Raw genomic sequence first — 22,848 nt, forward strand, 5'->3', positions numbered from 1 at the left:
CGTGCATCAACGTTGAACCGAGGTGGCCCATGGGTGATCCGGACGTTGTCACTGCTTCACTCCTGCCCGGGGTTCTGTTGGTCGATGCCCAGGCGCAGATCCTGCAACGCTTGCAGCAGTTGCTCGAGCCTCATCCCTACCGGCTGCATTTCGCCCGGGACCCTGCCCAGGCCCTGCACGTCATGGCCAGTTGCGAGGTGGACCTGGTGATCAGTTCCGCCCACCTGCCGCAGATGGATGGGCCGACCCTGCTGGCGCAGATCCACCAACAGTATCCGCTCACGACGCGAATCCTATTGACCGGTGATCCTGACCTGCAACTGATTACCAAGGCCATCAACGAGGGAGAGATCTATCGCTACCTGAACAAGCCCTGGAATGACCAGGAGCTGCTGCAGGCCGTGCACCAGGCATTGGAACACCAGCATTGCGAGCGTGAACGCCAACGCCTGGAGGCCCTGGCCCGTCAACAGAACAGCGAACTCAAGCTCCTCAACGCCCAACTGGAAAAGCACGTTGCAGCGCGTACCGCCGAGTTGCAGCAGACCGCCGACATGCTCGACCTCGCCTATGAGGAGCTCAAGCACAGCTATGCCACGGGGGCCGAGCTGTTTTCGCTCCTGGTGAACCAGCGTTTGCCTGTCGGCAAGCAGACCAACCGGCGGGTCATCGAACTGGTGCGTGCCTACTGCACGATCCAGGGACTTGGGGATGTGCTCCAGCGCGACCTGGCCATGGCGGCTGCGTTGCACAACATCGGCAAGTTGAGCTGGAGTGACAGCATGATGGTCACCCCGGCTGACCAATTGCACCCTCACCAGCGCGAACGCTACCGGGCCTACCCGCAGCAGAGCGAGTCGCTGCTGATGACCCTGGAACCGGTGCAGGATGCCGCCCGGCTGATCCGGCATCACCAGGAGCACTGGGACGGCACGGGCTTTCCCGATCACCTCAAGGGCCCGGCGATTCCCCTGGGGGCGCGGCTGCTCAAGCTGGCGGTGGACTTCATCGAATTGCAGTGCGGCCTGATCCTGGAACGGCGGATGAACAGCGACGAGGCCCTGGTGTTCATTCGCAAGTACGCCGGTCGGCTGTACGACCCGGACCTGGTGGAGGGGTTTATCCAGGTGTGCTCGGTGTACCTGTGCGATGTCACTCTGGGAGACCCTGCGGTACGGGTCATGGGTACTCGGGAACTGGTAGCGGGAATGATCCTGGCGCGCAACCTCAATGCCGACAACGGCATGCTGTTGCTCAATGCTGGCAAGGTGCTCAGCCTGCCCCTGGTGGACAAGCTGATTGCCTTTGAAACCATGGAGGGCGCTCGCTACAGCGTATTCGTCAAGCTGCCCCGAGAGGAACGGGTGAGCGCCTGAGCCAGGTAGAAAGACCATGGGTGGATGGCGCCAGGCAGGTACTCATGTGATCCTTGCGCCTTCGTTTCCAAGGTCTTCGTATTCCCATGCCTGCATCTTCCTCTGCTGCTCCCTCCCTTATTCGCATCGCTGCGGCACTGCTGATCGGCGCCGACGGCCACACCCTGCTGGTGCGCAAGCGCGGTACCCAGGCCTTCATGCAACCTGGTGGCAAGATCGAGGCTGGCGAGCAGCCGGTTCATGCCCTGGCTCGTGAGTTGGAAGAGGAGCTGGGCTTGCGTATCGACCCGGCCCAGGCCCGCTACCTGCAACAATTCTCGGCACCGGCGGCCAATGAGCCGGGGTTCGTGGTGCAGGCCGAGGTATTCCTGATCCATATCGACACCCCGGTGACCCCTGCAGCCGAGATCGAGGAGGTGCGCTGGATCGATCCGGCCGGCGATGGTGGTTTGTTCCTGGCCCCATTGACAAGGGATCTGATCTTGCCGTTCTATCGCCAGGCCCAGGCATCTCCAGCCTGAGGCCCCATAGCCAAGGACTGCCATGATTCCACTGCACGACTACCTGATTTTCGTCGCCGCCTCCCTGCTGATGGTGCTGACTCCAGGGCCGAACATGATCTACCTGATTTCCCGTTCGATCTGCCAGGGCCGCAAGGCCGGGGTTACATCGTTGCTGGGGGTGGTGGCTGGGTTCTTCGTCCACCTGATGGCCGCTTCCCTGGGGCTCACGGCCGTGTTCATGGCGGTGCCCATGGCTTATGAAGTCCTCAAGTGGGCAGGTGCCCTGTACTTGCTATGGCTGGCCTGGCAGGCGCTCAAGCCCGGTGCCCGGTCGCCCTTCGAGGCCCAGCAACTGCCGGCCGATTCGCCGCGCAAGCTGATGACCATGGGCTTTCTGACCAGTGCCCTGAATCCCAAGATCGCCGTGTTCTACCTGTCGATCTTCCCGCAGTTCATCCATCCCGAATACGGTTCGGTATTCACCCAGAGCATCATCCTCGGTCTGACCCAGATCAGCGTGAGTTTCTCGGTGAACCTGCTGATCGCCCTGTTCGCCGCCGGTATCGCCTCCTGGTTCGCCAGCAATCCGACCTGGTTGTCGGCCCAGCGTTATTTCATGGGTTTCGTGCTGGCAGGATTGGCGGTGCGCTTGATGTTCGAACAACGTCGTGCCAACTGAACACTGGAGTAGTGCCATGACAGAGTTTTCCAGCCCCGAGACCGTGGTCGAGGAGCAACTGCAAGCCTATAACCGCAAGGACCTGGAGGCCTGGCTGGCGACCTATGCCAGGGATGCCCGGCAATACGAGCATCCGGCGACCTTGCTGGCCCGTGGTCATGAAGAGATCCGGGCTCGGGCGCAACTGCGCTTCCAGGAGCCCAACCTGCACGCCCGGCTGCTCCAGCGCTCGGTGATGGGCAATGTGGTCATTGATCATGAGCTGATCAGCCGCACCTTTAGCGATGGCACCGGAACCCTGGAAACCGTAGCCATCTATGAAGTGCAGGATGGCAAGATAAAGTCCGCCTCATTCATTACCGGACAAAAGACCCTCGATTGAACATGCAGATCCAACGCCTGACCCCTGATGATGTCGAGCAATACCGGGCCTTGATGCTCGAAGCCTATGAGCGCCATCCGCAGGCGTTCACCTCCAGCGTCCGCGAACGGGAAAAGCTGCCCCTGGCCTGGTGGGCCGCTCGCCTGGATGGTGAGCTGGACGTGCTCCTGGGGGCGTTCTGCGAAGGGCGGCTGCTGGGGATCGTCGGCCTGGCCTTCGAACTTCGCGAGAAGGCCAGGCACAAGGCGACCCTCTTTGGCCTGTATGTCACCGCTGGACAGCGCAATAGCGGCCTGGGCTACCGATTGGTCCAGGACCTGCTGGCCGAGGCTGGGGAGTACGAAGGACTGCGCCTGGTACAACTGACCGTGACCGCAGGCAATGACGCTGCATTGTCCTTGTACGAGCGTTGTGGCTTTGTCCAATACGGCCTTGAGCCCCAGGCCGTTCGGGTCGGGGACGACTACTTCGACAAGATCCACATGTGGCGCGAGTTGTCGCTCGAGTCCTGAGGCTTCAGCGCCAGCCAAGTCGGCTCAACGGACGGCACTGACGCCATCGAGGGTGGAGAACGAGGTGTCCTTGGCGGTCAGCAGGAAATCCCGCATGTAGGGCGCGTCCAGCATGTCGCTGCGAACCGCCGCATACAGGGTGGCGAACAGGCCCTTTTCCCCCAGTCGCTTGGCCTTCACGTAGCCTCTTGAGCTGTACTCATGCAAGGCCCAATGAGGCATGCCGCACACTCCTCGGCCGCTGGCCACCAGTTGCATCATCATCACTGTCAATTCCGAGGTGCGTACCTGCGCCGGTTCGATGTCGGCCGGTTCCAGGAAGCGGGTGAAGATGTCCAGGCGATCCCGTTCCACCGGGTAGGTGATCAGGGTTTCACTTTGCAGGTCCTGCGGGACTATGTAGGGCTTGCTGGCCAGTGCGTGCTGGTTGGCCACCGCGAGCATGGCCTCGTAGGTGAACAGCGGCACATAGGTGATGCCGGCCAGGTCCACGGGATCGGACGTCACTACCAGGTCCAGATCGCCACGGGCCAGGGCCGGCAATGGGGCAAAGGAAAAGCCTGAGGCCAGGTCCAGCTCTACCTCGGGCCAGGCGTCGCGGAACTGGTCGATGGTCGGCATCAGCCACTGGAAGCAGCTATGGCACTCGATCGCCATGTGCAGGCGGCCGGCGGTGCCGCCTGCCAGCCGCGAAAGGTCGCGCTCGGCGCCCCGCAGCAGTGGCAGGGTGGCATCTGCCAGTTGCAGCAGGCGCAGCCCGGCACTGGTAAAGCGCACGGGCTTGGTCTTGCGCACGAACAGTGGCATGCCCAGGCGTTCCTCCAGCTCCTTGAACTGGTGCGAGAGAGCGGATTGGGTCAGGTGCAGGCGTTCGGCGGCTTCTACCAGGCTGTCGGCTTCGCGCAAGGCGTGCAGGGTCTTCAGGTGACGGATCTCGAGCACCAGGAACTCCATGAATGAATTTTGTGATCGGGAGCAAAAGGTTGAGTTTGTCTCATGCAGGAACAGCTGTCGACCAGGGGCCTGGCCTCGCCCGGGGATTTTTCCCTCATGGGCGGCTGACGGACCGGAGAGGGCATGACCGCTGGGCAATCTTCATCAAACTGTCACGCAACTGTGGCAGCGCGAATCATCGAAGTTCATCAGACTCGCGCTCTACTGGGGTTCTGCGTTTCGGTGTTTTCCATGCGGGCAAGATTTCTCTCGATTATTTTCTTGCTGGCCGGGCTATTGCCCGGCCAGTTTTCTTTTGCGGCCTCGCGTTGCGATGTCGATGTACCGACCCAGCGGGTCGAGCTGCCACAGGTAAGCCTGGCCTACCAGAGCATCGGTCGTGCCTCCGATCCGGCGTTGCTCTTGGTCATGGGGCTGGGTGGGCAGTTGATCCATTGGCCGGACGAGGTGGTCGTCGCCCTGTGCCAGCAGGGTTTCCGGGTGATTCGCTATGACAATCGCGATGTCGGTTTGTCCACCTGGCGCCAGGCACCGGCCAGCGCCAACCTGACGCTCGAGGTGCTGCGCTACAAGCTCGGCCTGCCGGTGGCTGCGCCCTATACCCTGACCAACATGGCCGAGGATGCCCTGGGGCTGATGGATGCCCTGCACGTGGAGCAGTTCCATGTGCTGGGGGCAAGCATGGGCGGGATGATTGCCCAGCACTTGGCGGCAATGGCCCCGCAACGGATCGAAAGCCTGACCCTGGTGATGACCAGCTCCGGTGCCGAGGGCCTGCCGGCGCCGAATGCCGCCCTGGTGCAATTGCTGTCGCGGCGCAATGCACCCAACCGGGAGGCGGCCCTGGAGCAGCAGGCCGATCTCTTGGCCGCCCTGGGTAGCCCGAAGGTGAGGGATGACCGGCAGGTCTTGCTGCACCAGGCTGCGCTGGCCTATGACCGGGCATTCAACCCCGAGGGGGTCAAGCGCCAGATCATGGCGATCCTTGCCGAGCCGAGCCGGGTGGCCATGCTCAAGCAACTGCGGGTGCCGACCCTGGTGGTCCACGGTACCGCCGATCCACTGTTGCCGGTGATGCACGGAGTGCACTTGGCGGCGCATATCCAAGGCAGCCAGTTGAAGCTGATCCCGGGGCTGGCCCATCGTTTCCAGGAAGCCTTCAAGGCTCCGTTGCTGGCGGCGGTGCTGCCGTACCTGCAGAGCCATCGCGAAGATACTTCGCACTGGGCGCAGATCGAGCCGCTGGAAGTGGGTCGCATGCTCTGAGCCAAGCCTCAAGCGGATAGATTTTCGCTTGCAGCTTGTCGCTGTTCGCGTCAGCGAACGATCTTGTCCACCTGGATGCCCAGCTTTTTCAGGCGATACCAGAAGCTGCGCTCGGAAATGCCGATCATCTGGGCGGCTGCGGCCTGGACGCCATTGCTCTGGTGCAGGGCGGCGAGAATGTAGGCTTTCTCCACTTCCGCCAGGGCGGCATCCAGGTCGCTGGGCACTTGCGGGCCGACGCTGATGGCGGCACTGCCTTCGGTGTCCTGGGGACGTGTATCGAACAGGTAGCCGGGCAGGTCGCTTTCCTCGATGGTGTGGCCGGTGGCAACGATCGTGGCGCGCTCCACGCAGTTTTGCAGTTCACGGATATTGCCTGGCCAGGCATAGCTGGCCATGGCTTGCAGGGCCTGGGGACTGAAACCGTTGATACGCTTGCCAGCGGTGGCCCCCAGGCTGTGGGCGAAGTGCCTGGCCAGCAGGGCGATGTCCTCGACCCGCTCGCGCAGCGCCGGCAATGGGATGGGGAACACATTGAGGCGATAGTAGAGGTCCTCGCGAAACTCCTTGTTGGCCACGGCCTCCAGCAGGTTCTTGTTGGTGGCGGCAATCACCCGCACATCGACCTTGCGTTCCCGGGGATCGCCTACCGGCTCGATCACCCGTTCTTGCAGGGCTCGCAGGATCTTGGCTTGCAGGGCCAGGGGCATGTCGCCCACTTCATCGAGAAACAGCGTGCCCTTGTCGGCCTGCTGGAAACGCCCGACCCGGTCGGCCACGGCGCCGGTGAACGCGCCTTTGCGATGGCCGAACATCTCGCTCTCCAGCAAACCTTCTGGAATGGCGGCGCAATTGACCGCGACGAAGGGCTTGCTGGCGCGATTGCCATGCTTGTGGATGGCCCGGGCGACCATCTCCTTGCCGGTTCCGCTCTCGCCGGTGAGGAGAATGGTGGCGTTGCTCTCGCGCACCGAGTCCACCGCTTGCAGGACCCGGCGGAAGGCTGGGCTATCGCCCACCAGGCTGTCGATCTGCTGGTGTTCTTCAAGCTCGGCGCGCATGCGCTGGTTGTCTTTGAGGATGTCGCGAAACTGCAGGGCCTTGCTGACGGTGATATCCAGCTCGTCGATGTCGAAGGGCTTGGCGATGTAGTCGTAGGCGCCGTTGCGCATGGACTGCACGGCATTCTTCACCGTGCTGTAGGCGGTCATCACGATCACCGGCAATTGCGGGTAGCGCTGCTTGATCTCCCCCAGCAACTGCGGGCCGTCCATGCCGGGCATGCGCCAGTCGCTGATCACCAGGTCGATCTCTTCCTGTTCCAGCACCTTGAGGGCATGCAGGCCGTTGCTTGCGGTGAATACCTGGATGCCGTTCTGGCCCAGGGCCGAGGACAAGAGGTCACAGAGCTTGGGTTCGTCGTCGACCACCAACAGGTTATGCGTCATCGCTGTCCTCGTCGTCCTCGTCTTCTTCACCGTTGGCCGGAATGTACAGGCTGAAGGTGGCTCCGGCATCCTTTTCGCTGACGCACTCGATACGCCCGTCATGGCTTTCCAAGATAGAGAAGACCTTGGCCAGGCCCAGGCCGGTACCCGAGGCCTTGGTGGTGACGAACGGGGTGAAGATACGTTCCAGCATGTCCGGTTCGATGCCCTGGCCAGTATCGCTGACGCTGATGACGGTTTCATCATCCTCCTGGGCGATGCCCAGGGTCAGGCGGCCGCCTTCGGGCATGGCGTCGATGGCGTTGAGGATCAGGTTCAGGCAGGCCTGCTTGAGCTGCCGGGCATCGGCGTGGATCGTTGCCCCGGGGGCCTGGTCCTCGATCCGGGCATCGATATTGTGGGTGGCCAGTTCCGGGCCGCAGAAACCCAGGAGCTCCTCCACCAGGGTCCGAGCCGGCTGGGTGGCACGAATCGGCGTGCTGGGCTTGGCGAAATCGAGGAACTCGGTGATCAGGTCGTTGATCCGGCTGACTTCGCTGATCACGTACTCCAGGTGACGCTTGTCGTTCTCCGGCAGGTCGACCCGGCGGTGCAGCAGTTGGGTGGCGGTCTTGATGATGCCCAGCGGGTTGCGAATCTCATGGGCCAGGCCCATGGCCACCTCGCCCAGGGCGTGCAGGCGGTCGCGGCGACGCAGTTGTGACTCCAGGTGTTGCAGTTCACCCAGGCGCTCGGTCATGTGGTTGAAAGTACTGCTCAGTTCGGCCAGTTCGTCGCCACCGATAACTGGAACCCGCTGCCGATAGTCGCCGGCAATCACGGCCCGTACCCCGGTGGACAGGCCCCGCAGCGGGCGAGTCAGGCGTTGCGACACCAGCCAGCCGACGCACAACGAGGCCGCCGAGCTGAGGAGGAAGATCAGGATGAACAGGTTGCTCTGGTTGACCAGGCCCACCAGGCTGCTGTGGCGCAGCAGGCCGCTGAAGATCACCCCGACCAGGTCGCCGCTGTCGTTGAAGATCGGCCGGTACAGTCCGCTGTAGCGATTGGTGAACTGTTCGGTGGGCTGGCGGGTGGTGCGCAGGATGTCCTCGATCTTGTGCGGCACCCGCGGCGGGTGGTCCTCGAAGCGCTGGGTGGCGAAGATTTCCGAGAAGTCGTCGGCCTTGGCCAGGTACAGGCGCAGGTCCAGGGAGTGCACGTCGGCCACGCTGGTGAGGAAGCTGGCATCCAGGTAGGTGGCGATCAACAGCTGATAGTCGACGCCATCGAGGTTGGTCTGGAAGGTCGAGACCACCGCCCCGGTGGCGGCCCCGCCGACCTGGATCGTCTGCAGGACGGCATTGGAGGCAGTGCTGATCTGGCCGACCACATCGTCGGCGGCAGTGGTGAACATGACCTTGTGGTCGCTCTTGCGAATCAGTGCCACCACGTCGATGCCCATGGAGTTGGCAATGTCGGCGGTGAGCTTGTCGTGCTTGTTGGCGTTACGCTCCCCTGGGGGCCGGGTATAGCGCAGGAACAGTTGGGCAATCCTGGCGTTGTCACGCAGGATTTCAGTGATCTCGTCCTCGACGATCTTGGTGGATTCCTGCAGCCAGATACGCACGTTGCTGTCGAAAATCTCCGACAACGTGGTGGCCGCCAGCTCGGCGGCGATCATGGTGGGGATCACGCTGACCAGCCAGAACGCCAACACCAGCTTGCGCTGCAGGCTCCAGCGGGAGATGGCGAAGGGGCGGGGAGGACGACGATCTTTTCTGGTCATGTACTTTCGCTTATTGCAGCGGCCATGGCGGGGTCGGAGCGATCCGGACGGACAAAGCGTTTTATCACTTTGAGCAGTGCATTGAGCATCGGATTGCGGTGGCGGAAGAACAGCATGTTACCGGTGAAGCGACAGCCCAGGCGAAGCTTGCTGGCATAACCGGCCTGGCCGCACTCATACAGGGAGATCCGCTGCTGGATGCAGTAGTCGACATTGGCCAGCCAGCTGCGAAAGTACAGGTTGTGCTCCCGGGTGACATTGAGGTCATGGGCGAAGAACTTGTCGATCAAGCGGTTCTGGTCGACCAGCACCAGGTTGAAAGCCACTAGTTGATCGCCGACCCAGTACAAGACACAGGCGGCCCGCTCTCCCAACTGTTCGAGGATGCCGGTGAAGTACTCCGCCGGCAGGCGCTCGAACTGCAGGTCGCTGCGGTTCAGGGTCGCTTCGTATAAACGCATGATGTCCGGCAACACGTCATCGATCTGCTGGCGCCACTCGATGCGTGGCCCCGGCGCCCGGAGCTTGCGGCGCAAGTCCTTGCGGGTCGACTTGCCGAGGGTGCCCAGGTAGGCATCGACCGAGGCGAAGGGGATCGGCAGCAGCGCCGAAGGCAGGCTCGGCATGGCCTGCAGGCCTGCGGCCAGACAACTGGCGGCCCATTGCTGATCGCTGCTGGGGGCATCCTTGACCGCCATCAGGCCGATACCGAAGCTGTCGGCATCGGCCCGGGCCAGTTTCAGCAGCTCCTCCAGCAGGGCTTGGCGGCGTTCGCTGGGAACGTGGCTGGCGGTGCCGGCGTTGCACTGTTCGGCCACCGGCGAACCGATGGCGTACAGGCGCAGTTGCAAGACACCCGGCCAATGCCGTTCAAGGCGTTCGGTCATGCGCTTGGCCAGGCCGGAGACCGTGGTGTCCAGTCGATACTGGGTGGTGAAGGCCGGAGCCACGGCCACCAGGGTCGAACCTTCATAGACCGCCAGGTAGCGCCAATTGAAATCGACGATGGCGGCTTTTTCCACGGCCAGGTAATAGTCCCAATCCTCCAGGGCCCCTGGAAAACAGTCATTCCAGGCACTGCGATCGATGGCCTGTATGGTTGAGAAGGCTTGGGCGGTAATCACGTCTCTTCCTTAAGTCACGCCAGCTGTCGGTAGTCTTCGCGTACGGCGGGGGCGACCACTCGCTGCTGGATGAAATCCACGCTCAGTTCGATCACGCGCTGGTATTGCAGGTCCACGGTGATCATGTGATAGCAGTTGTCGAGGAGGATCTTGGTCACCGGGCCGCCGAGCTTGCGTTCCACGTAGTCGGCATTCCAGGTGCTGGTGATGTCGTCTTCGCTGGAGTGCAGCACCAGTGCGGGCGTCATGATCGACGGCATGCGTTTCTTGACCACGGCGTTCATCCGGTGCAGTTCGCGCACGGTCACGCCCTCCATGGTCAGGAGCCCGGCATCGCTGCTGGCGCCGGCCTTCATCTGCTTCTCGACGATGGCCCGCAGGCGCTCGTTCTTGATGCCATAGGGCGGCTTTTCTTCGAAACGGCAGATATGCACGCCGAACGGGATCTTCATCAGCAACGGGGTAAGGAATGCCAGTTTGTTGATGCTCCAGCCGTCGTACTTGAGGGTGGTGGAATACATCAGCAAGCCACTGATCCGCCCTGGGTGCTCGGATGCCAGGTACATCGACATCACCGCGCCCATGGACAGGCCGCCGACGAACACCTGCTCGTGGCGCTGTTGCATGGCGGCAAAGGTCTTGCGCACGCCTTCGTACCAGTCCTGCCAGCCCGTGGCCTGCAGGTCGCTGTTGTCCCCGCAGTGCCCGGGCAGGGTCGGTACGTACACGGTGCACGTACCATCCTTGGCCAGGCCCTGGGCCACCCGACGGAGTTCCGTCGGGGTGCCGGTCAGGCCGTGGATCAACAAGATCCCGACCTGACCCGTGCCGAGAACGAAGCCGGCGTCGCCTTCGCCCAGATCGATCTCAGCCATGCTCATCGCTTCATGGCCCGATCCAGCAGGCGGTCCAGCAGGGCGATACCCAGGTCGATTTCCGCGTAGCTGATTTCCAGCGATGGTGCCAGGGTGATCACGTTCTTGTAGTAGCCGCCCACGTCGAGGATCAGGCCCAGGCGCTGACCGTCGATCTCGATGTCGCCCTTCATGCCTTCCTCGACCATGTAGTCCAGGGTCGCCTTGTCCGGGGTGAAGCCGTCGGTGGTGCAGATCTCGCAGCGCAGGGCCAGGCCCAGGCCGTCGACGTCGCCGATGATCGGGTAGCGCTTCTGCAGGTCCTTGAGGCCTTCGAGGAAGTACTTGCCCTTCTCCATGACCATCGCGCCGTAGTCGATCTCGCTGGTCATCTTGAACATTTCCAGGCCCACGGCGGTGCCCAGTGGGTTGGAGGCGAAGGTGGAGTGGGTCGAACCTGGCGGGAACACGCCTGGGTTGATCAGCTCCTCGCGAGCCCAGATACCGCCCAGCGGGTTCAGGCCGTTGGTCAGTGCCTTGCCGAACACGATCACGTCAGGCTGGACGTCGAAGTGCTCGATCGACCACAGCTTGCCGGTACGGTAGAAGCCCATCTGGATTTCGTCGACCACCAGCAGGATGCCGTGCTGATCCAGCACTTGCTTGAGCTCGCGGTAGAAGTTCATCGGCGGGATCACGTAGCCGCCGGTGCCCTGGATCGGCTCGGCGTAGAAGGCGGCGTATTCGCTCTGGCCGACTTTCGGGTCCCAGACACCGTTGTATTCGGTTTCGAACAGGCGGGCGAACTGCTTCACGCAGTGGCTGCCGTACTCTTCCTTGGTCATGCCTTTCGGGCCACGGAAGTGGTACGGGAATGGAATGAACTGCGCGCGCTCGCCGAAGTGGCCGTAGCGGCGACGGTAGCGGTAGCTGGAAGTGATGGACGAAGCGCCCAGGGTACGACCGTGGTAGCCGCCTTCGAAGGCGAACATCAGGCTCTTGCCGTTGCTGGCGTTACGCACGACTTTCAGCGAGTCCTCGACGGACTGCGAACCGCCGACGTTGAAGTGCACGCGACCGTCGAGGCCGAACTTCTTCTTGGCGTCGACCGCGATCATTTCCGACAGCTCGATCTTGCCTTTGTGCAGGTACTGGCTGGCGATCTGCGGCAGGGTGTCGATCTGTTGCTTCAGGGCGTTGTTCAGGCGCGGGTTGGCGTAGCCGAAGTTCACCGCCGAGTACCACATCTGCAGGTCGAGGTAGGCCTGGTCTTCGGTATCCCAGACGTAGGAGCCTTCGCAGCGGCTGAAGATGCGCGGGGGTTCGATGTAGTGAACGGTATCGCCGTAGGAGCAGTACTTGGCTTCTTTTTCCAGAAGAATCTGGTCTTCTGCGGTAGCGATGCGGATATCAGACATGGTGGAAGAGTTCCTGGGTTTCAATAGAGAAATTAGTGGCGTTGGCCGCGTTGCGTGGCAGTTTGGCCAGCAGTGCCGGCAGTTCGGCAAAGGAGTCGAACCGCGCGTAGGGAATGGCGTTGCGCTCGCAGTACTCGGCCAGGCGGCCCTTGGCGAAGACGAAGTCGGCAGTGGAGGCCACGCACATGTCCGACTGGCCATCGCCAATCACCAGCACACGCTTGCCGCGCGGGGTGGATTTGCATTTGCAGTTGCCGGAGGCGGCACGGCAGGCGTCGCTGGCATAAGGGAAATCGATGCGCCAGCTGTTGTGATCGACCTGGCGCAGGCGATTGGCGAGGATCGGCAGCAGGGTCACGTAGTTGCGTGCCAGGATGCGGGCGATGCCTTGCTCGATGCCATCGCTGACCACTTCGATGGAGGCGCCCAGGCCGATCACGTGATCGACGAAGTCAGGGAAGTCGGGGTCGATTTCGACACTGTCGAAGTAGCCCAGCAGTTCGGCGGGCGAGGCCTTGACCAGGGCCAGTTGGCGGCTGAGGCATTCTCGGGATCCAATGTGCCCGTCCAGCCACTCCTGCTCGATGCTCTCCCAGCTGGGGTCGGCGAAGCGTTGGAGGACGTTATCGATCACGTCGGCGCGGGAGATGGTCCCGTCGAAGTCACATACGATATGCCAGTGCATCATCTGTTGTTACCTGTTGAATAGAGCGCTGTTTACGCTTGCGGCAGGGGTACAGCAGGGACTGTGCCAAGTACGGAAAACCCAGCAGGGCTGGGGCTCTAACCAAGGGGAGAGGTGTTTTGTAGCTTTCTAGCTACAATTTTTGTAGCTCCCTACAAACAACATCAGTGCTTGCGCCCGAGGGGGGCTCTGGTGATTGATGCGCGCATGTTCAGACAAGGAAACTCATTCATGCCAAGGCTATTCCCTTCATCCCTGCTCGCCGGACTGCTGTCGCTGGGCCTGGCCTGCAGCGCCTGGGGCGACTCCGGCATCACCGGCGAACTGGGATTGGGTATCGGCTACCAGCCCCATGACCCCACGGGCAGCCGCTATGACACCACCCCATTGCCGTACCTGGACCTGGATTGGGGGGATGTCAGCCTGAGCGGTGACGATGGCCTGACCTGGGATGCCTTCAAGAGCAATGGCGTGAGCATGGGCCCCTACATCAATTACCTGCAGGGGCGTAACGCCGACGGCTCGCTGCGTGGCTTGCGGGACGTGCCCGACATGGCCGACGTGGGTGGCTTCATCCAATATGCCCCGGACGATTTCTGGCGGGTGTTCGCTTCGGTGGGCCAGGCCGTCGGGGGCGGCGGTGGCCAAGGCGGCATGCTGGGCAAGATCGGTGGCGAGATCGGCTACCCGTTGGGCATGGGGATCATCGGTAGCAACAACCTGACCCTGCATTTTGCCGACGCCCGGCAGAACCAGACCTTCTTCGGTGTCAGCACCAAGGAGTTCCTGGCTTCCGGCATCGAGCGCTATCACGCCGGTGGCGGCCTGCAGAACTTCACACTGACCCAGAACATCCAGGTGCCCCTGGGCAACAACTGGTCGCTGGTGGCCAGTGCCAGCTGGATCCGCCTGGTCAACTCGGCGGCCAACAGCACCATCGTGCGTGACAAGGGCGAGGTCAACCAGGGGCAGGTGCAGACCGCCATCAGCTACAAGTTCTGACGTCCTTTCGAACTGCTGCCGCGGAGCCTGGCAGGCCCTGAGGGGGTCTGTCGCGGCAGCGATCGGGGACATTACCGATAACGATGGGTAAAACTGGTCTGGCCTTTGCAGTAACTGCCGCGAACTCAATTTCTCAGGAAGTTCTTCATGGCCCGACCTGCCTACCGTTTACTCGCCTATTCCCTCTGGGACCTGATTCCGATCGTCATGGCCCTGGCGCATTTCGCCTTTGTCCTGTGGCTGACCCTGGATTTCCATGCCTTGTCCTGGTGGGTCATCATCCCGTCGGCGCTGCTGTATGCGGTCAGCCTGTCGTGGAGCATCAACAGTATTTCCCATAACCAGATCCACAACGCCTATTTCACTCCGGCCTGGATGAACCGGGCCTTCGACCTGTTGTTGTCGGTCACCATCGGCTTCTCCCAGACCCTGTATCGCGATATCCACAATCGCCATCACCGGGGCAATTCCGACCTGCCGGACGCCCATGGCAAGACCATCGATCCGCTGTCGATCTACCTGCATGGCAAGGATGGCCAGCCGGACAACCCCTGGGCCTACACCTTCCTGAGCTTCTTTCGCGACGACCCCAAGGAGATCTACCAGGAAATGCAGCGCAAGCGCCCGGACGATGCGCGCTGGGTGAAAGTGGAGATCGCCGTGACGGTCGCGTTCTACCTGGCGCTGGCGTTCTTCGACTGGCACGCGGTGCTGGTGCTGCTGCCGTTCTGGTACCTGGGCCAGTCGCTGTCGTCCCTCAACGGCTACTACGAGCACCTGGGCGGTAACCCGGACCTGCCGATTGCCTGGGGCGTGAGCTCCTATAGCCCGCTGTACAACCTGATCTGGATGAACAACGGCTACCACGCCGAGCACCACTACCGGCCGAAAATGCACTGGACCAAGGTCAAGGCCTTCCATCGCCAGATTCGCGAGGAACAGCGTGCGGCGGGGGTGAAAGTGATCCCGGTGTCCCACGGGCTGGGCTTTTTGGTGTCCCACCGTCGGTAACCTGTAGCCGCTGCCCAAGGCTGTGCACGACCGAGCAGCGGGCGCAGGAGGCGAAATCGCCGAAGGTCCTGCGGACCTTGTCGCAGCCTGGCGGCAGCGGCTACACGAAGCTGATCCTGTAGCTGCTGCCCAAGGCTGAAGTTGCCGAAGACCCTGTCTTCAGGCCGCTTCGCCTTCGCCCTCGGCCAGCAGGGCGATCCCGCCCATGATCACGAAGACCCCGAGCCAGTGCAGCGGGTTGATCTGCTCGTTCAGCACCAGCCACGATCCCAGCAGGACCACCACGTACACCAGTGCGCTCAGGGGAAAGGCCAGGGACAGGCTGCTGCGCCGCAGGATCAACATCCAGACGAAGAACGCGCCGATATAGCAGGCAATCGCGGTCAGCACTCCGGGGTTGGCCACCACGGCTGCCAGCCATTGCAGGCTGAAGTCCATCTGGCCCAGTTGGTCGCCACCGACCTTGGTGGCGATCTGGCCGGCGCCCTCGAAACTGATCAACAGGAACCAGAGCACCAGGGTACCCAGGCGCCCATGCAACCAGTCATTAGCGTGGTTCGAACTCATGAAGCGTTTCCTTGTATGCGTTGATGGGAGGCTCAGGTGCTGGCGATGCAAACCAGCATCACGCCAGCGGTGATGACCAGGGTGCCGAGCCAGCGCCGACGACTGACGGTTTCTCCCAGTACCAGCTTGCCCGCCAGTACCACTCCGCAGTAGCCCAGGGCCGCTGCCGGGAACAGCAGGCTCAGCGGGGCCCGGGACAGAGCCTCCAGCCAGACGAAGAATTCCACGGCATAGGCGCCTACCCCGCACCACAACAGCGGGGCGTTGAATACCTGGCCCCAGAAGGCGTTCAGGCGGAAGCCTCCCTCCAGCTCCGGCAGGCGGTCCAGGCCCAGTTTGAAACACAGCTGGCCGATTACATCCAGGAGGATGGAAAAGGCCACCAGCAGCACAACGACAAACGTCATGGGAACAGCTCCTCGAACAGCGAAATCAAGGCTTCATTGGTCACTGAATTGCGTAGCAGGTCTTCCTGGCTCCAGCGTTCGGCCGGTGGTTGGTCGGACTTGGCTTCCCAGCGCTTGAAGGCGTTGCTGAAGGCTGGCTTGGCGAATTCGCCACAAACGTCGATGCCCAGGATCCGCTTGCGTGCCGCCAGGGTCCGTATCGCCTGCAGCAGGTGGGTCAGGCGCATGCCACCCTGGTCCCAGTTGGTGGCGGCGTCCTCGCTGGCCAGCACGTCCTTGTCGATGGTGATCCAGACCGCCTCGGTGGGCAGGCTGTCGATCAGCCCTTGAAGAAACGCCGGCCAGTCCACCTGTGCCAGGTTTTGCCAGTGCAGGTGCTTGTCCTGTTGCTGGTGCCCGGCACCGTCGCCGACCTGGCCCCAGACCCTGGAGGGTTCGTGTTGCCAGGGAAACAATTGCAGCTTGCCGTGCTTCAGGGCGCCGAGGTTGCCGCCGCGCAGCTGTGGATTGTGCAGGTCTTCGCTGCAGGGGCCGAGGGTGACGATACGTTGGATGTTCGCCAGCTGCAGTGCCCGGTTGACCCAGGAGCCGCAATGCCGGCGCGGGGCGAAGCGCACCCAGTCCGGATGGTTGTCGAAATGGATCAGGCTCACCGGCTCCGCCAGGTTGCCGAGAAAGGCCGGAGTCAGGTGGTGGTAGTCACCGGAGCCGACGAAGAAGATTTCCGGTTTGGAACCGCTGTGCCGTGGCCGTTGGCCCAGGCGCTCGGTGAAGTGGCGATAGGTTCGCTCGGTGGACCAGAGCCGCAACTTGGGGCCCAGGTCCAGCAGGTCGATGCGCCGGGCCTGGCCGCTGTTCAGGCGCCGGATGATCGGCTCCTGGGCGGTCAGGCTGTGGTCGAGATCTAGAATGTTCAAGGTGCAATTTACCCATGGCAGCGCCCCCCAGAAAACTGCGCAATCAAGCTGGAGCGCAGGCTGGGCGGGCTTTGCCGGGTAAATGCAAGGGTCGGGCCAGGCTTGTCTGGCCGAGCCGGGCGGCTGGGTCTTCGGCCAGGGAGGCCTCAGGCGTGGAGCCGGACCCAGACGCTGACCAGGATGCTGGCGGCGATCAACCAGGCCACGGCGGCGACGGCCAGTGAGGCCTCCAGGCGCAAGCGGTCGACCATGACATACAGGGTCGCCAGGTAGACGAAATAGGGAATGATCGACCACATGCCGAACAGGATGGTGGTCTTCAGGTCGTCGATCGAACGGCCCTTGCCGACGATGTAGTGGGCAATCAGGGCGAAGGTCGGGAACAGCGGCACCAGGCCGGCGATGTAGTAGTTCCGGGTCTTGGCCAGGGCTGCCAGGATCACCACTACCGCCGCCCCGAGGGCGGCCTTCAACAATAGATCCATGTGTTTGTGCGCCTTGGGTCAGTGGCTCAGGCCGTACTTCTTGACCTTGTCGAACAGCGTGGTCTTGGCCATGCCCAGCTCCTGGCTGGCCTGGCTGAGGTTACCGCCGCTGCGTTGCAAGGCATCGTTCAACAGGTTGCGTTCAAAGGCTTCCACGGCCTCGGCAAAGCCCAGCCCCTGGCCGCTGTTGCCGCCTGCTTTCTTGAAGGCCGGCAGGCCCAGGGCGAAGCGCTCGGCGACATTGCGCAGCTCTCGCACGTTGCCCGGCCAGTCATGGCTCATCAGGCTCGACAGGGTCTGGTTGTCCAGCTCCGGTGGCGCTCGGTCGAAACGCAGGGACGATTGCTGCAGGAAGTGTTCGAACAATTGCAGGATATCCTCGCGCCGCTCGCGCAGGGGAGGCAGCTCCAGGGTTACCACGTTGAGGCGGTAGTAGAGGTCGCTGCGAAACTCCTTGGCCCGGCTCAGTTCGTCCAGGTCCGACTTGGTGGCCGCGATGACCCGGCAGTCCACGGCGACGCTCTGGTTCGAGCCGAGGCGCTCCAGAGTGCGTTCCTGCAAGACCCGCAGCAGCTTGATCTGCAGGTTGATGGGCATGCTTTCCACTTCATCGAGGAACAGGGTGCCCTGGTGCGCATGCTCGATCTTGCCGATCCGTCGCTTGCCGGCGCCGGTGAAGGCATTGGCTTCATGCCCGAAGATTTCGCTCTCGAAGAGGTTTTCCGGCAAGCCGCCGCAGTTCAGGGCGACGAATTGCTGCTGCTGGCGCCGGCTGAAGTCGTGCAGGCAACGCGCGACCAGCTCCTTGCCGGTACCTGTCTCGCCCTCGATCAGCACGTTGGCCGAGGTATCGGCGACGTTGGCGATCAGCTCCCGCAAGTTCTGCATGGCTGGCGAGCGACCGATGATCCGGCCCTCCAGGGAGTTGCGCTCGGCCAGCTGGCGCCGCAGCGAGCTCACCTCCCGGGCCAGGCCCCGTTGCTCCAGGGCGCGGCGGGCCACGTCCACCAGGCGCTCGGGGGAAAAGGGCTTCTCCATGAAGTCGTAGGCACCTTTCTGCATCGCGCCGACGGCCATGGAAATATCGCCGTGCCCAGTGATCAGGACCACCGGCAGGCTGCGATCACGGGCCTTGAGGCGGGTCAGCAGTTCCAGGCCGTCGATGCCTGGAAGGCGAATATCGCTGATCACGATACCGGGGAAGTTTTCACCGACCTGGACCAGGGCGTCTTCGGCACTGCCCACGCCGATGCAGGGGATGTCTTCCAGTGCCAGGGCCTGTTGGCAACCCAGCAGGACATGGGGGTCGTCTTCGACGATCAGCACGGTCAGCTCGTTGTTCATATCGGCTCGGCTTGAGTGGGGCTTGCCAAGGGCAAGCTGAGGACAAAGGCGGTGCCGCCGCTTGCCGGGTGTTCCACCACCAGGCTGCCGCCCGTGGCGGCGGCGAGGCTGGCGGACAGGGTCAGGCCCAGTCCCAGCCCTTGTTCGCCGGGCTTGGTGGTGAAGAAGGGTTCGAACAGGTGCTTGCGCGTTTCAGGGTCGATGCCGTGGCCGTTATCCCGCACCCGCAGACGGTATTTGCCGTCGCTGGCCTCGCCCTCCAGCCAGAGCTGGGGCGCCGGCTGCGCCTGCATGGCATCCAGGGCATTGCCCATGAGGTTGACCAGGATCTGTTCCAGGCGGGTCTGGTCGATTTGCAGGGTCTGTTCGCTGAAGTCGCGGTGCAGCTGTAGCGGCAGCGGTTCGATACGTGCGCCGAGGACCTGCAGGGCCGCGTCCACGGCCTTGCCCAGGCTGGCCTGGCCCTGGTCGTCGCCACGGCGGGCGAAGGAGCGCAGGCTGGCAGTGATGCGGCCCATGCGGTCGATCAGTTCGTTGATGGTCTTGAGGTTGGCGCTGGCGGTGTCCAGGGCGCCGCGTTCGAGGAAGCGCACGGTGTTGCCGGACAGGGTACGTAGCGCCGCCAGGGGCTGGTTGAGTTCGTGGGCGATGCTGGTGGACATCTGGCCGATGGCCGCCAGCTTGCCGGCCTGGACCAGCTCGTCCTGGGCCCGGCGCAGGGTTTCCTCGGCCTGGCGGCGCTCACGGATCTGCGCCTTGAGCCGCTCGTTACTGGCCCGCAGGTCGGCAGTGCGTTCGGTGATCTTGCGTTCCAGCTGGCTATTGGCTTCTTGCAGGGCCTCGCGAGCGGCGAGACGAGTGGCGATGGCTTTGCGCCGCTCGTTCCAGGCGATCAGTAGAAAAGCCACCAGGCCGAAGGCCACGGCTACCAGGATGCCCTGGTTGATGGCCTCGCGGCGCAGGTCCTGCAGGGGCGTGAGGAGGGTGAAGTTCCAGGGCGTATCGCTCAAGGGGCGCGTCTGGGACAGGTAGCTGATGGGCTTGTCATCGGAGGCCAGTTCGGCGTTGGCCGGGAAGCTCAGTTTTTCCATGCCTTCGGCCAGGCGCTCCCGGGCCAGGGGCTCCAGCTCGTTGAGGGGAAACCAGTAGTACTGCAGGCTGCGAGCCAGGCGTTCCTTGGTGTCGTCGCTCAGGGGACGTACTGACTTGAGGCGTCGCGAGGGATCGCTGGAGAGAATGATGATGCCGTTCTCGTCGCTGACGAACGCTTCCAGGCGCGCTCTTTGCCAGCGTTCTTCCAGGGCCTCCAGGCGTACCTTGACCACCGCCACGCCAATGATCTTGCCCTGTTCCTCCAGGCCGTGGGCCAGGTAGTAGCCGGGTTCGCCGTTGGTGCTGCCAATCCCGTAGAAACGCCCGGGGTAGCCGCGTACGGCATTCTGGTAATAGGCCCGGAACGACAGGTCTTCGCCCAGGTAGCTGTCGACATCGCGCCAGTTGCTGGTGGCCAGCACCCGGCCGGTGGTGTCCATGACATAGATGGCCCGGCTGCGGCTGCGGCGGTTCAGGCCTTCGAGGTATTGGTTGACGGCTTGCCGGTGTTCCGGCGAAGGATCGGCCAGCAGCGTCGAGACGCTGGATTCCAGTTCCAGCAGGCTGGGCAGGTAGGTGTACTTGCTGATCTCGCTCTCTACGGCCCGGGCATGCAGCTCCAGCTGGCGTGCGCCATTTTCACTGAGGGTGCGAATGCCGTTGTGCTCGCTGATCCAGAAGCCGGCATAGCCCAGGGCGGTCATCAGCACGATGATCAGCGGCGGTAGGAACAGGTGGCGGATCAGGCGGGGTTTCACGGCAAGTGATGGCGGCGTAGCGCGATAGAGAGTGGGGTCGCATTTCATCACAGATGCCTTGGGTCAACCACTGTGCAATGCCCGCAGGAGCTGGCGAACCAGCTCCTGCGGGAACACAGGTTTTAGTGCTGCAGGATTTTCTCGAGGAAGTGCTGCGCACGTTCGGAGCGGGCGTTGATGTCGCCGAAGAACTCTTCTTTCTGGCAGTCCTCGATGATCTGCCCCTTGTCCATGAAGATCACTCGGTTCGCCACCTTGCGGGCAAAGCCCATTTCGTGGGTCACGCACATCATGGTCATGCCTTCGTTGGCCAGTTGCACCATCACATCCAGCACCTCGTTGACCATTTCCGGGTCCAGGGCCGAGGTCGGTTCGTCGAACAGCATGACGATCGGGTCCATGGCCAGGGCGCGGGCGATGGCCACACGTTGTTGCTGGCCACCGGAAAGCTGGCCCGGATGCTTGTGGGCATGGGCGGCCAGACCGACTCGCTCCAGCAGTTGCAGGCCTTTCTTGGTGGCCTCTTCCTTGCTGCGGCCCAGGACCTTGATCTGGGCGATGGTCAGGTTCTCGGTGATGCTCAGGTGCGGGAACAGCTCGAAGTGCTGGAACACCATGCCGACCCGCGAGCGCAGCTTGGGCAGGTCGGTCTTGGGGTCGGCAATGGACGTACCGTCGACCACGATGTCGCCTTTCTGGAACGGCTCCAGGGCATTGACGCACTTGATCAGGGTCGACTTGCCCGAACCGGACGGCCCGCAGACCACCACCACCTCACCTTTCTTGACCTCGGTGCTGCAGTCGGTCAGTACCTGGAAGTCCCCATACCACTTGTTGACGTTTTTGATAGAGATCATACGGCGAACCTTTTTTGCAGACGCTTGACCAGCAGCGAGGCGGCGAAGCTGATTGTGAAATACACCAGACCGGCGAAGATCAGGAATTCATTGGAGCGGCCGATGATGTCGCCGCTGGAGCGCGAGGCATTGAGGAAGTCCACCAGGCCCACGGTGTATACCAGGGAGGTGTCCTGGAACAGGATGATGCTCTGCTGCAGCAGCAGTGGGGTCATCTTGCGAAAGGCCTGGGGCAGGATGATCAGGCGCATGGTCTGGCCGTAGGTCATGCCCAGGGCCTGGGCGGCGCCCATCTGGCCCTTGGGGATCGACTGCACGCCGGCCCGGACGATTTCGCAGAAGTACGCTGCTTCGAACATCATGAAGGCCACGATGCACGAGGTGAACGCGCCGATCGGGGTGTCTTCGCCGGTGATCCAGCGCAGCACGAAAGGCACCGCCAGGTAGAACCAGGTGATCACCAGCAGCAGCGGGATCGAGCGGAAGTAGTTGACGTAGGCGCCGGCGATGTTCGCCAGCAGCTTGTTGTGGGACAGGCGCATCAGGGCCAGCAGGGTGCCGAGGATGATCCCCCCGACTACGCCCAGGACCATCAGCTTGAGGGTCATCAGCATGCCGTTCCACAGGCCGGGAATGGCCGGGACGATGCCCGAGAAGTCGAATTCCATTATTTACCTCCCACGGAGATCAAGCCGGGGACCGAGACTTTCTTCTCCACCAGGCGCATCAGCAGCATCAGGCTCATGTTCAGGGTGAAGTAGATCAGGGTGGCCAGGGTGAAGGCTTCGAACAGGTTGGCCGAGAACTCGGCGGTCTGCTTGGTCTGGGCCAACAGCTCCATCAGGCCGATCAGCGAGGCCACGGAGGAGTTCTTGAAGACGTTGAGAAATTCCGAGGTGAGCGGCGGAATGATGATCCGATAGGCCTGGGGCAGCAGCACGTTCCAGTAGATCTGCGGCAGCTTGAAACCCAGGGCGCGGGCAGCGGCTTCCTGGCCGCGGGGCAGGGCCTGGATACCGGTGCGCACTTGTTCGCAGACCCGGGCGGCGGTGAACAGGCCCAGGCAGACGACGACGCTCAGGTAGGCCGAGGTGGTCGGGTTGAGATCCTGCTTGTACCAGTCCTGCAGGTTCTGCGGCAGCAGGTCGGGCACCAGGAAGTACCAGATGAACAGCTGCACCAACAGGGGCACGTTGCGGAAGATCTCCACGTAGACGGTGGCGATGCCCGACACCAGGCGGTTCGGCACGGTACGCATGACCCCCAGGATCGATCCCAGTATCAATGCGATGATCCAGGCCACCACGGCGATGGCGATGGTCCAGCCCAGCCCCGAGATGAACCAGTCGAGATAGGTCTCGCTGCCCACGCCGGTGGACTTGAAGAACACGCCCCAGTCCCAGTTGTAATTCATTGGGGTTACCCCTCAGATCGTTCGA

24 protein-coding genes are annotated in these 22,848 nt (G+C 62.7%); 8 read left to right on the plus strand and 16 right to left on the minus strand.

All coding sequences use genetic code 11. The features are described from left to right. The first annotated feature begins 29 nt into the window (after window positions 1–29). From nosR to C4K39_RS23435, 5 genes are all read left to right on the plus strand, one after another. On the plus strand, window positions 30–1,376 hold the full coding sequence (gene nosR / locus C4K39_RS23415; protein WP_068584914.1) for a response regulator c-di-GMP phosphodiesterase, NosR family: 1,347 nt from the start codon (window positions 30–32) through the stop codon (window positions 1,374–1,376). A gap of 86 nt (window positions 1,377–1,462) precedes the next feature. Next, entirely contained in the window at window positions 1,463–1,897 is a 435-nt protein-coding gene (locus C4K39_RS23420; protein ID WP_068584916.1) for an NUDIX hydrolase, read from the plus strand. 22 nt (window positions 1,898–1,919) lie between these two features. Then, window positions 1,920–2,558, plus strand: a complete 639-nt coding sequence (locus tag C4K39_RS23425) for a LysE family translocator (RefSeq protein WP_068584919.1) — start codon at window positions 1,920–1,922, stop codon at window positions 2,556–2,558. A gap of 16 nt (window positions 2,559–2,574) precedes the next feature. After that, on the plus strand, window positions 2,575–2,940 hold the full coding sequence (locus tag C4K39_RS23430; RefSeq protein WP_068584922.1) for a nuclear transport factor 2 family protein: 366 nt from the start codon (window positions 2,575–2,577) through the stop codon (window positions 2,938–2,940). A gap of 2 nt (window positions 2,941–2,942) precedes the next feature. After that, on the plus strand, window positions 2,943–3,452 hold the full coding sequence (locus C4K39_RS23435) for a GNAT family N-acetyltransferase (RefSeq protein WP_068584925.1): 510 nt from the start codon (window positions 2,943–2,945) through the stop codon (window positions 3,450–3,452). Window positions 3,453–3,476: 24 nt separating this feature from the next. Here the strand turns inward: C4K39_RS23435 and metR are convergent, their stop codons facing one another. Beyond that, window positions 3,477–4,394: a transcriptional regulator MetR gene (gene metR / locus C4K39_RS23440; RefSeq protein ID WP_068584929.1), complete on the minus strand. Its 918-nt coding sequence runs from the start codon at window positions 4,392–4,394 to the stop codon at window positions 3,477–3,479. Window positions 4,395–4,637: 243 nt separating this feature from the next. Here metR and C4K39_RS23445 point away from each other — a divergent pair, with 243 nt between their 5' ends. After that, window positions 4,638–5,672: an alpha/beta fold hydrolase gene (locus C4K39_RS23445; RefSeq protein ID WP_068584932.1), complete on the plus strand. Its 1,035-nt coding sequence runs from the start codon at window positions 4,638–4,640 to the stop codon at window positions 5,670–5,672. Window positions 5,673–5,722: 50 nt separating this feature from the next. Here C4K39_RS23445 and C4K39_RS23450 read toward each other — a convergent pair whose 3' ends face one another. From C4K39_RS23450 to C4K39_RS23475, 6 genes are read right to left on the minus strand one after another with little or no spacing between them, the layout of a single operon-like run. Continuing rightward, window positions 5,723–7,120 carry a sigma-54-dependent transcriptional regulator gene (locus C4K39_RS23450; RefSeq protein WP_124347524.1) on the minus strand — a complete coding sequence of 466 codons (1,398 nt, stop codon included), beginning with the start codon at window positions 7,118–7,120 and terminating at the stop codon, window positions 5,723–5,725. Next, a complete protein-coding gene (locus tag C4K39_RS23455) occupies window positions 7,110–8,888 on the minus strand; it encodes a sensor histidine kinase (RefSeq protein ID WP_124347525.1) in 1,779 nt (592 codons plus the stop codon). The genes C4K39_RS23450 and C4K39_RS23455 overlap by 11 nt, the downstream gene beginning before the upstream one ends. Next, complete coding sequence (locus C4K39_RS23460) at window positions 8,885–10,012, minus strand: GNAT family N-acetyltransferase (protein WP_124347526.1); 1,128 nt, start codon at window positions 10,010–10,012, stop codon at window positions 8,885–8,887. Before C4K39_RS23460 ends, C4K39_RS23455 begins: the two co-directional genes overlap by 4 nt. A 14-nt stretch (window positions 10,013–10,026) precedes the next feature. Beyond that, window positions 10,027–10,893 carry an alpha/beta hydrolase gene (locus C4K39_RS23465; protein WP_068584944.1) on the minus strand — a complete coding sequence of 289 codons (867 nt, stop codon included), beginning with the start codon at window positions 10,891–10,893 and terminating at the stop codon, window positions 10,027–10,029. Beyond that, window positions 10,890–12,284, minus strand: a complete 1,395-nt coding sequence (locus C4K39_RS23470; RefSeq protein WP_068584947.1) for an aspartate aminotransferase family protein — start codon at window positions 12,282–12,284, stop codon at window positions 10,890–10,892. Before C4K39_RS23470 ends, C4K39_RS23465 begins: the two co-directional genes overlap by 4 nt. Then, the gene (locus tag C4K39_RS23475; protein ID WP_068584949.1) at window positions 12,277–12,972 is read right to left on the minus strand and encodes an HAD-IB family phosphatase; all 696 of its coding nucleotides are present in this window, start codon (window positions 12,970–12,972) and stop codon (window positions 12,277–12,279) included. The genes C4K39_RS23470 and C4K39_RS23475 overlap by 8 nt, the downstream gene beginning before the upstream one ends. 228 nt (window positions 12,973–13,200) lie before the next feature. Here C4K39_RS23475 and C4K39_RS23480 point away from each other — a divergent pair, with 228 nt between their 5' ends. Together C4K39_RS23480 and C4K39_RS23485 are read left to right on the plus strand one after the other, a co-directional pair. Beyond that, on the plus strand, window positions 13,201–13,971 hold the full coding sequence (locus C4K39_RS23480; protein WP_068584952.1) for a MipA/OmpV family protein: 771 nt from the start codon (window positions 13,201–13,203) through the stop codon (window positions 13,969–13,971). 147 nt (window positions 13,972–14,118) lie between these two features. Beyond that, window positions 14,119–14,982, plus strand: a complete 864-nt coding sequence (locus tag C4K39_RS23485; protein WP_068584955.1) for a fatty acid desaturase family protein — start codon at window positions 14,119–14,121, stop codon at window positions 14,980–14,982. A 159-nt stretch (window positions 14,983–15,141) separates the two neighbouring features. On the opposite strand, the gene C4K39_RS23490 is transcribed toward C4K39_RS23485, so the two are convergent. The 9 genes from C4K39_RS23490 to C4K39_RS23530 form a co-directional block, all read right to left on the minus strand. Then, window positions 15,142–15,549: an EamA family transporter gene (locus C4K39_RS23490; protein WP_068584958.1), complete on the minus strand. Its 408-nt coding sequence runs from the start codon at window positions 15,547–15,549 to the stop codon at window positions 15,142–15,144. A 32-nt stretch (window positions 15,550–15,581) separates the two neighbouring features. Then, window positions 15,582–15,956, minus strand: coding sequence for a DMT family transporter (locus C4K39_RS23495; RefSeq protein ID WP_068584962.1), 375 nt, complete (start codon window positions 15,954–15,956; stop codon window positions 15,582–15,584). After that, window positions 15,953–16,873: an arginase family protein gene (locus C4K39_RS23500; protein ID WP_124347527.1), complete on the minus strand. Its 921-nt coding sequence runs from the start codon at window positions 16,871–16,873 to the stop codon at window positions 15,953–15,955. The genes C4K39_RS23495 and C4K39_RS23500 overlap by 4 nt, the downstream gene beginning before the upstream one ends. Before the next feature lie 146 nt (window positions 16,874–17,019). Next, a complete protein-coding gene (locus C4K39_RS23505) occupies window positions 17,020–17,349 on the minus strand; it encodes a GlpM family protein (RefSeq protein WP_178083990.1) in 330 nt (109 codons plus the stop codon). Between the two features lie 27 nt (window positions 17,350–17,376). Next, window positions 17,377–18,654: a two-component response regulator AauR gene (gene aauR, locus C4K39_RS23510; RefSeq protein WP_241110199.1), complete on the minus strand. Its 1,278-nt coding sequence runs from the start codon at window positions 18,652–18,654 to the stop codon at window positions 17,377–17,379. Window positions 18,655–18,698: 44 nt separating this feature from the next. Beyond that, window positions 18,699–20,600, minus strand: a complete 1,902-nt coding sequence (gene aauS, locus C4K39_RS23515; RefSeq protein WP_068584977.1) for a two-component sensor histidine kinase AauS — start codon at window positions 20,598–20,600, stop codon at window positions 18,699–18,701. A 74-nt stretch (window positions 20,601–20,674) separates the two neighbouring features. Then, the gene (locus C4K39_RS23520; RefSeq protein WP_022640630.1) at window positions 20,675–21,409 is read right to left on the minus strand and encodes an amino acid ABC transporter ATP-binding protein; all 735 of its coding nucleotides are present in this window, start codon (window positions 21,407–21,409) and stop codon (window positions 20,675–20,677) included. Beyond that, a complete protein-coding gene (locus C4K39_RS23525; RefSeq protein ID WP_022640629.1) occupies window positions 21,406–22,077 on the minus strand; it encodes an amino acid ABC transporter permease in 672 nt (223 codons plus the stop codon). Before C4K39_RS23525 ends, C4K39_RS23520 begins: the two co-directional genes overlap by 4 nt. Next, window positions 22,077–22,823: an amino acid ABC transporter permease gene (locus C4K39_RS23530; RefSeq protein WP_068584980.1), complete on the minus strand. Its 747-nt coding sequence runs from the start codon at window positions 22,821–22,823 to the stop codon at window positions 22,077–22,079. The genes C4K39_RS23525 and C4K39_RS23530 overlap by 1 nt, the downstream gene beginning before the upstream one ends. Window positions 22,824–22,848: the final 25 nt, after the last annotated feature.

Origin of the sequence: Pseudomonas sessilinigenes, from assembly GCF_003850565.1 — a bacterium.
Lineage (GTDB): Bacteria > Pseudomonadota > Gammaproteobacteria > Pseudomonadales > Pseudomonadaceae > Aquipseudomonas > Aquipseudomonas sessilinigenes.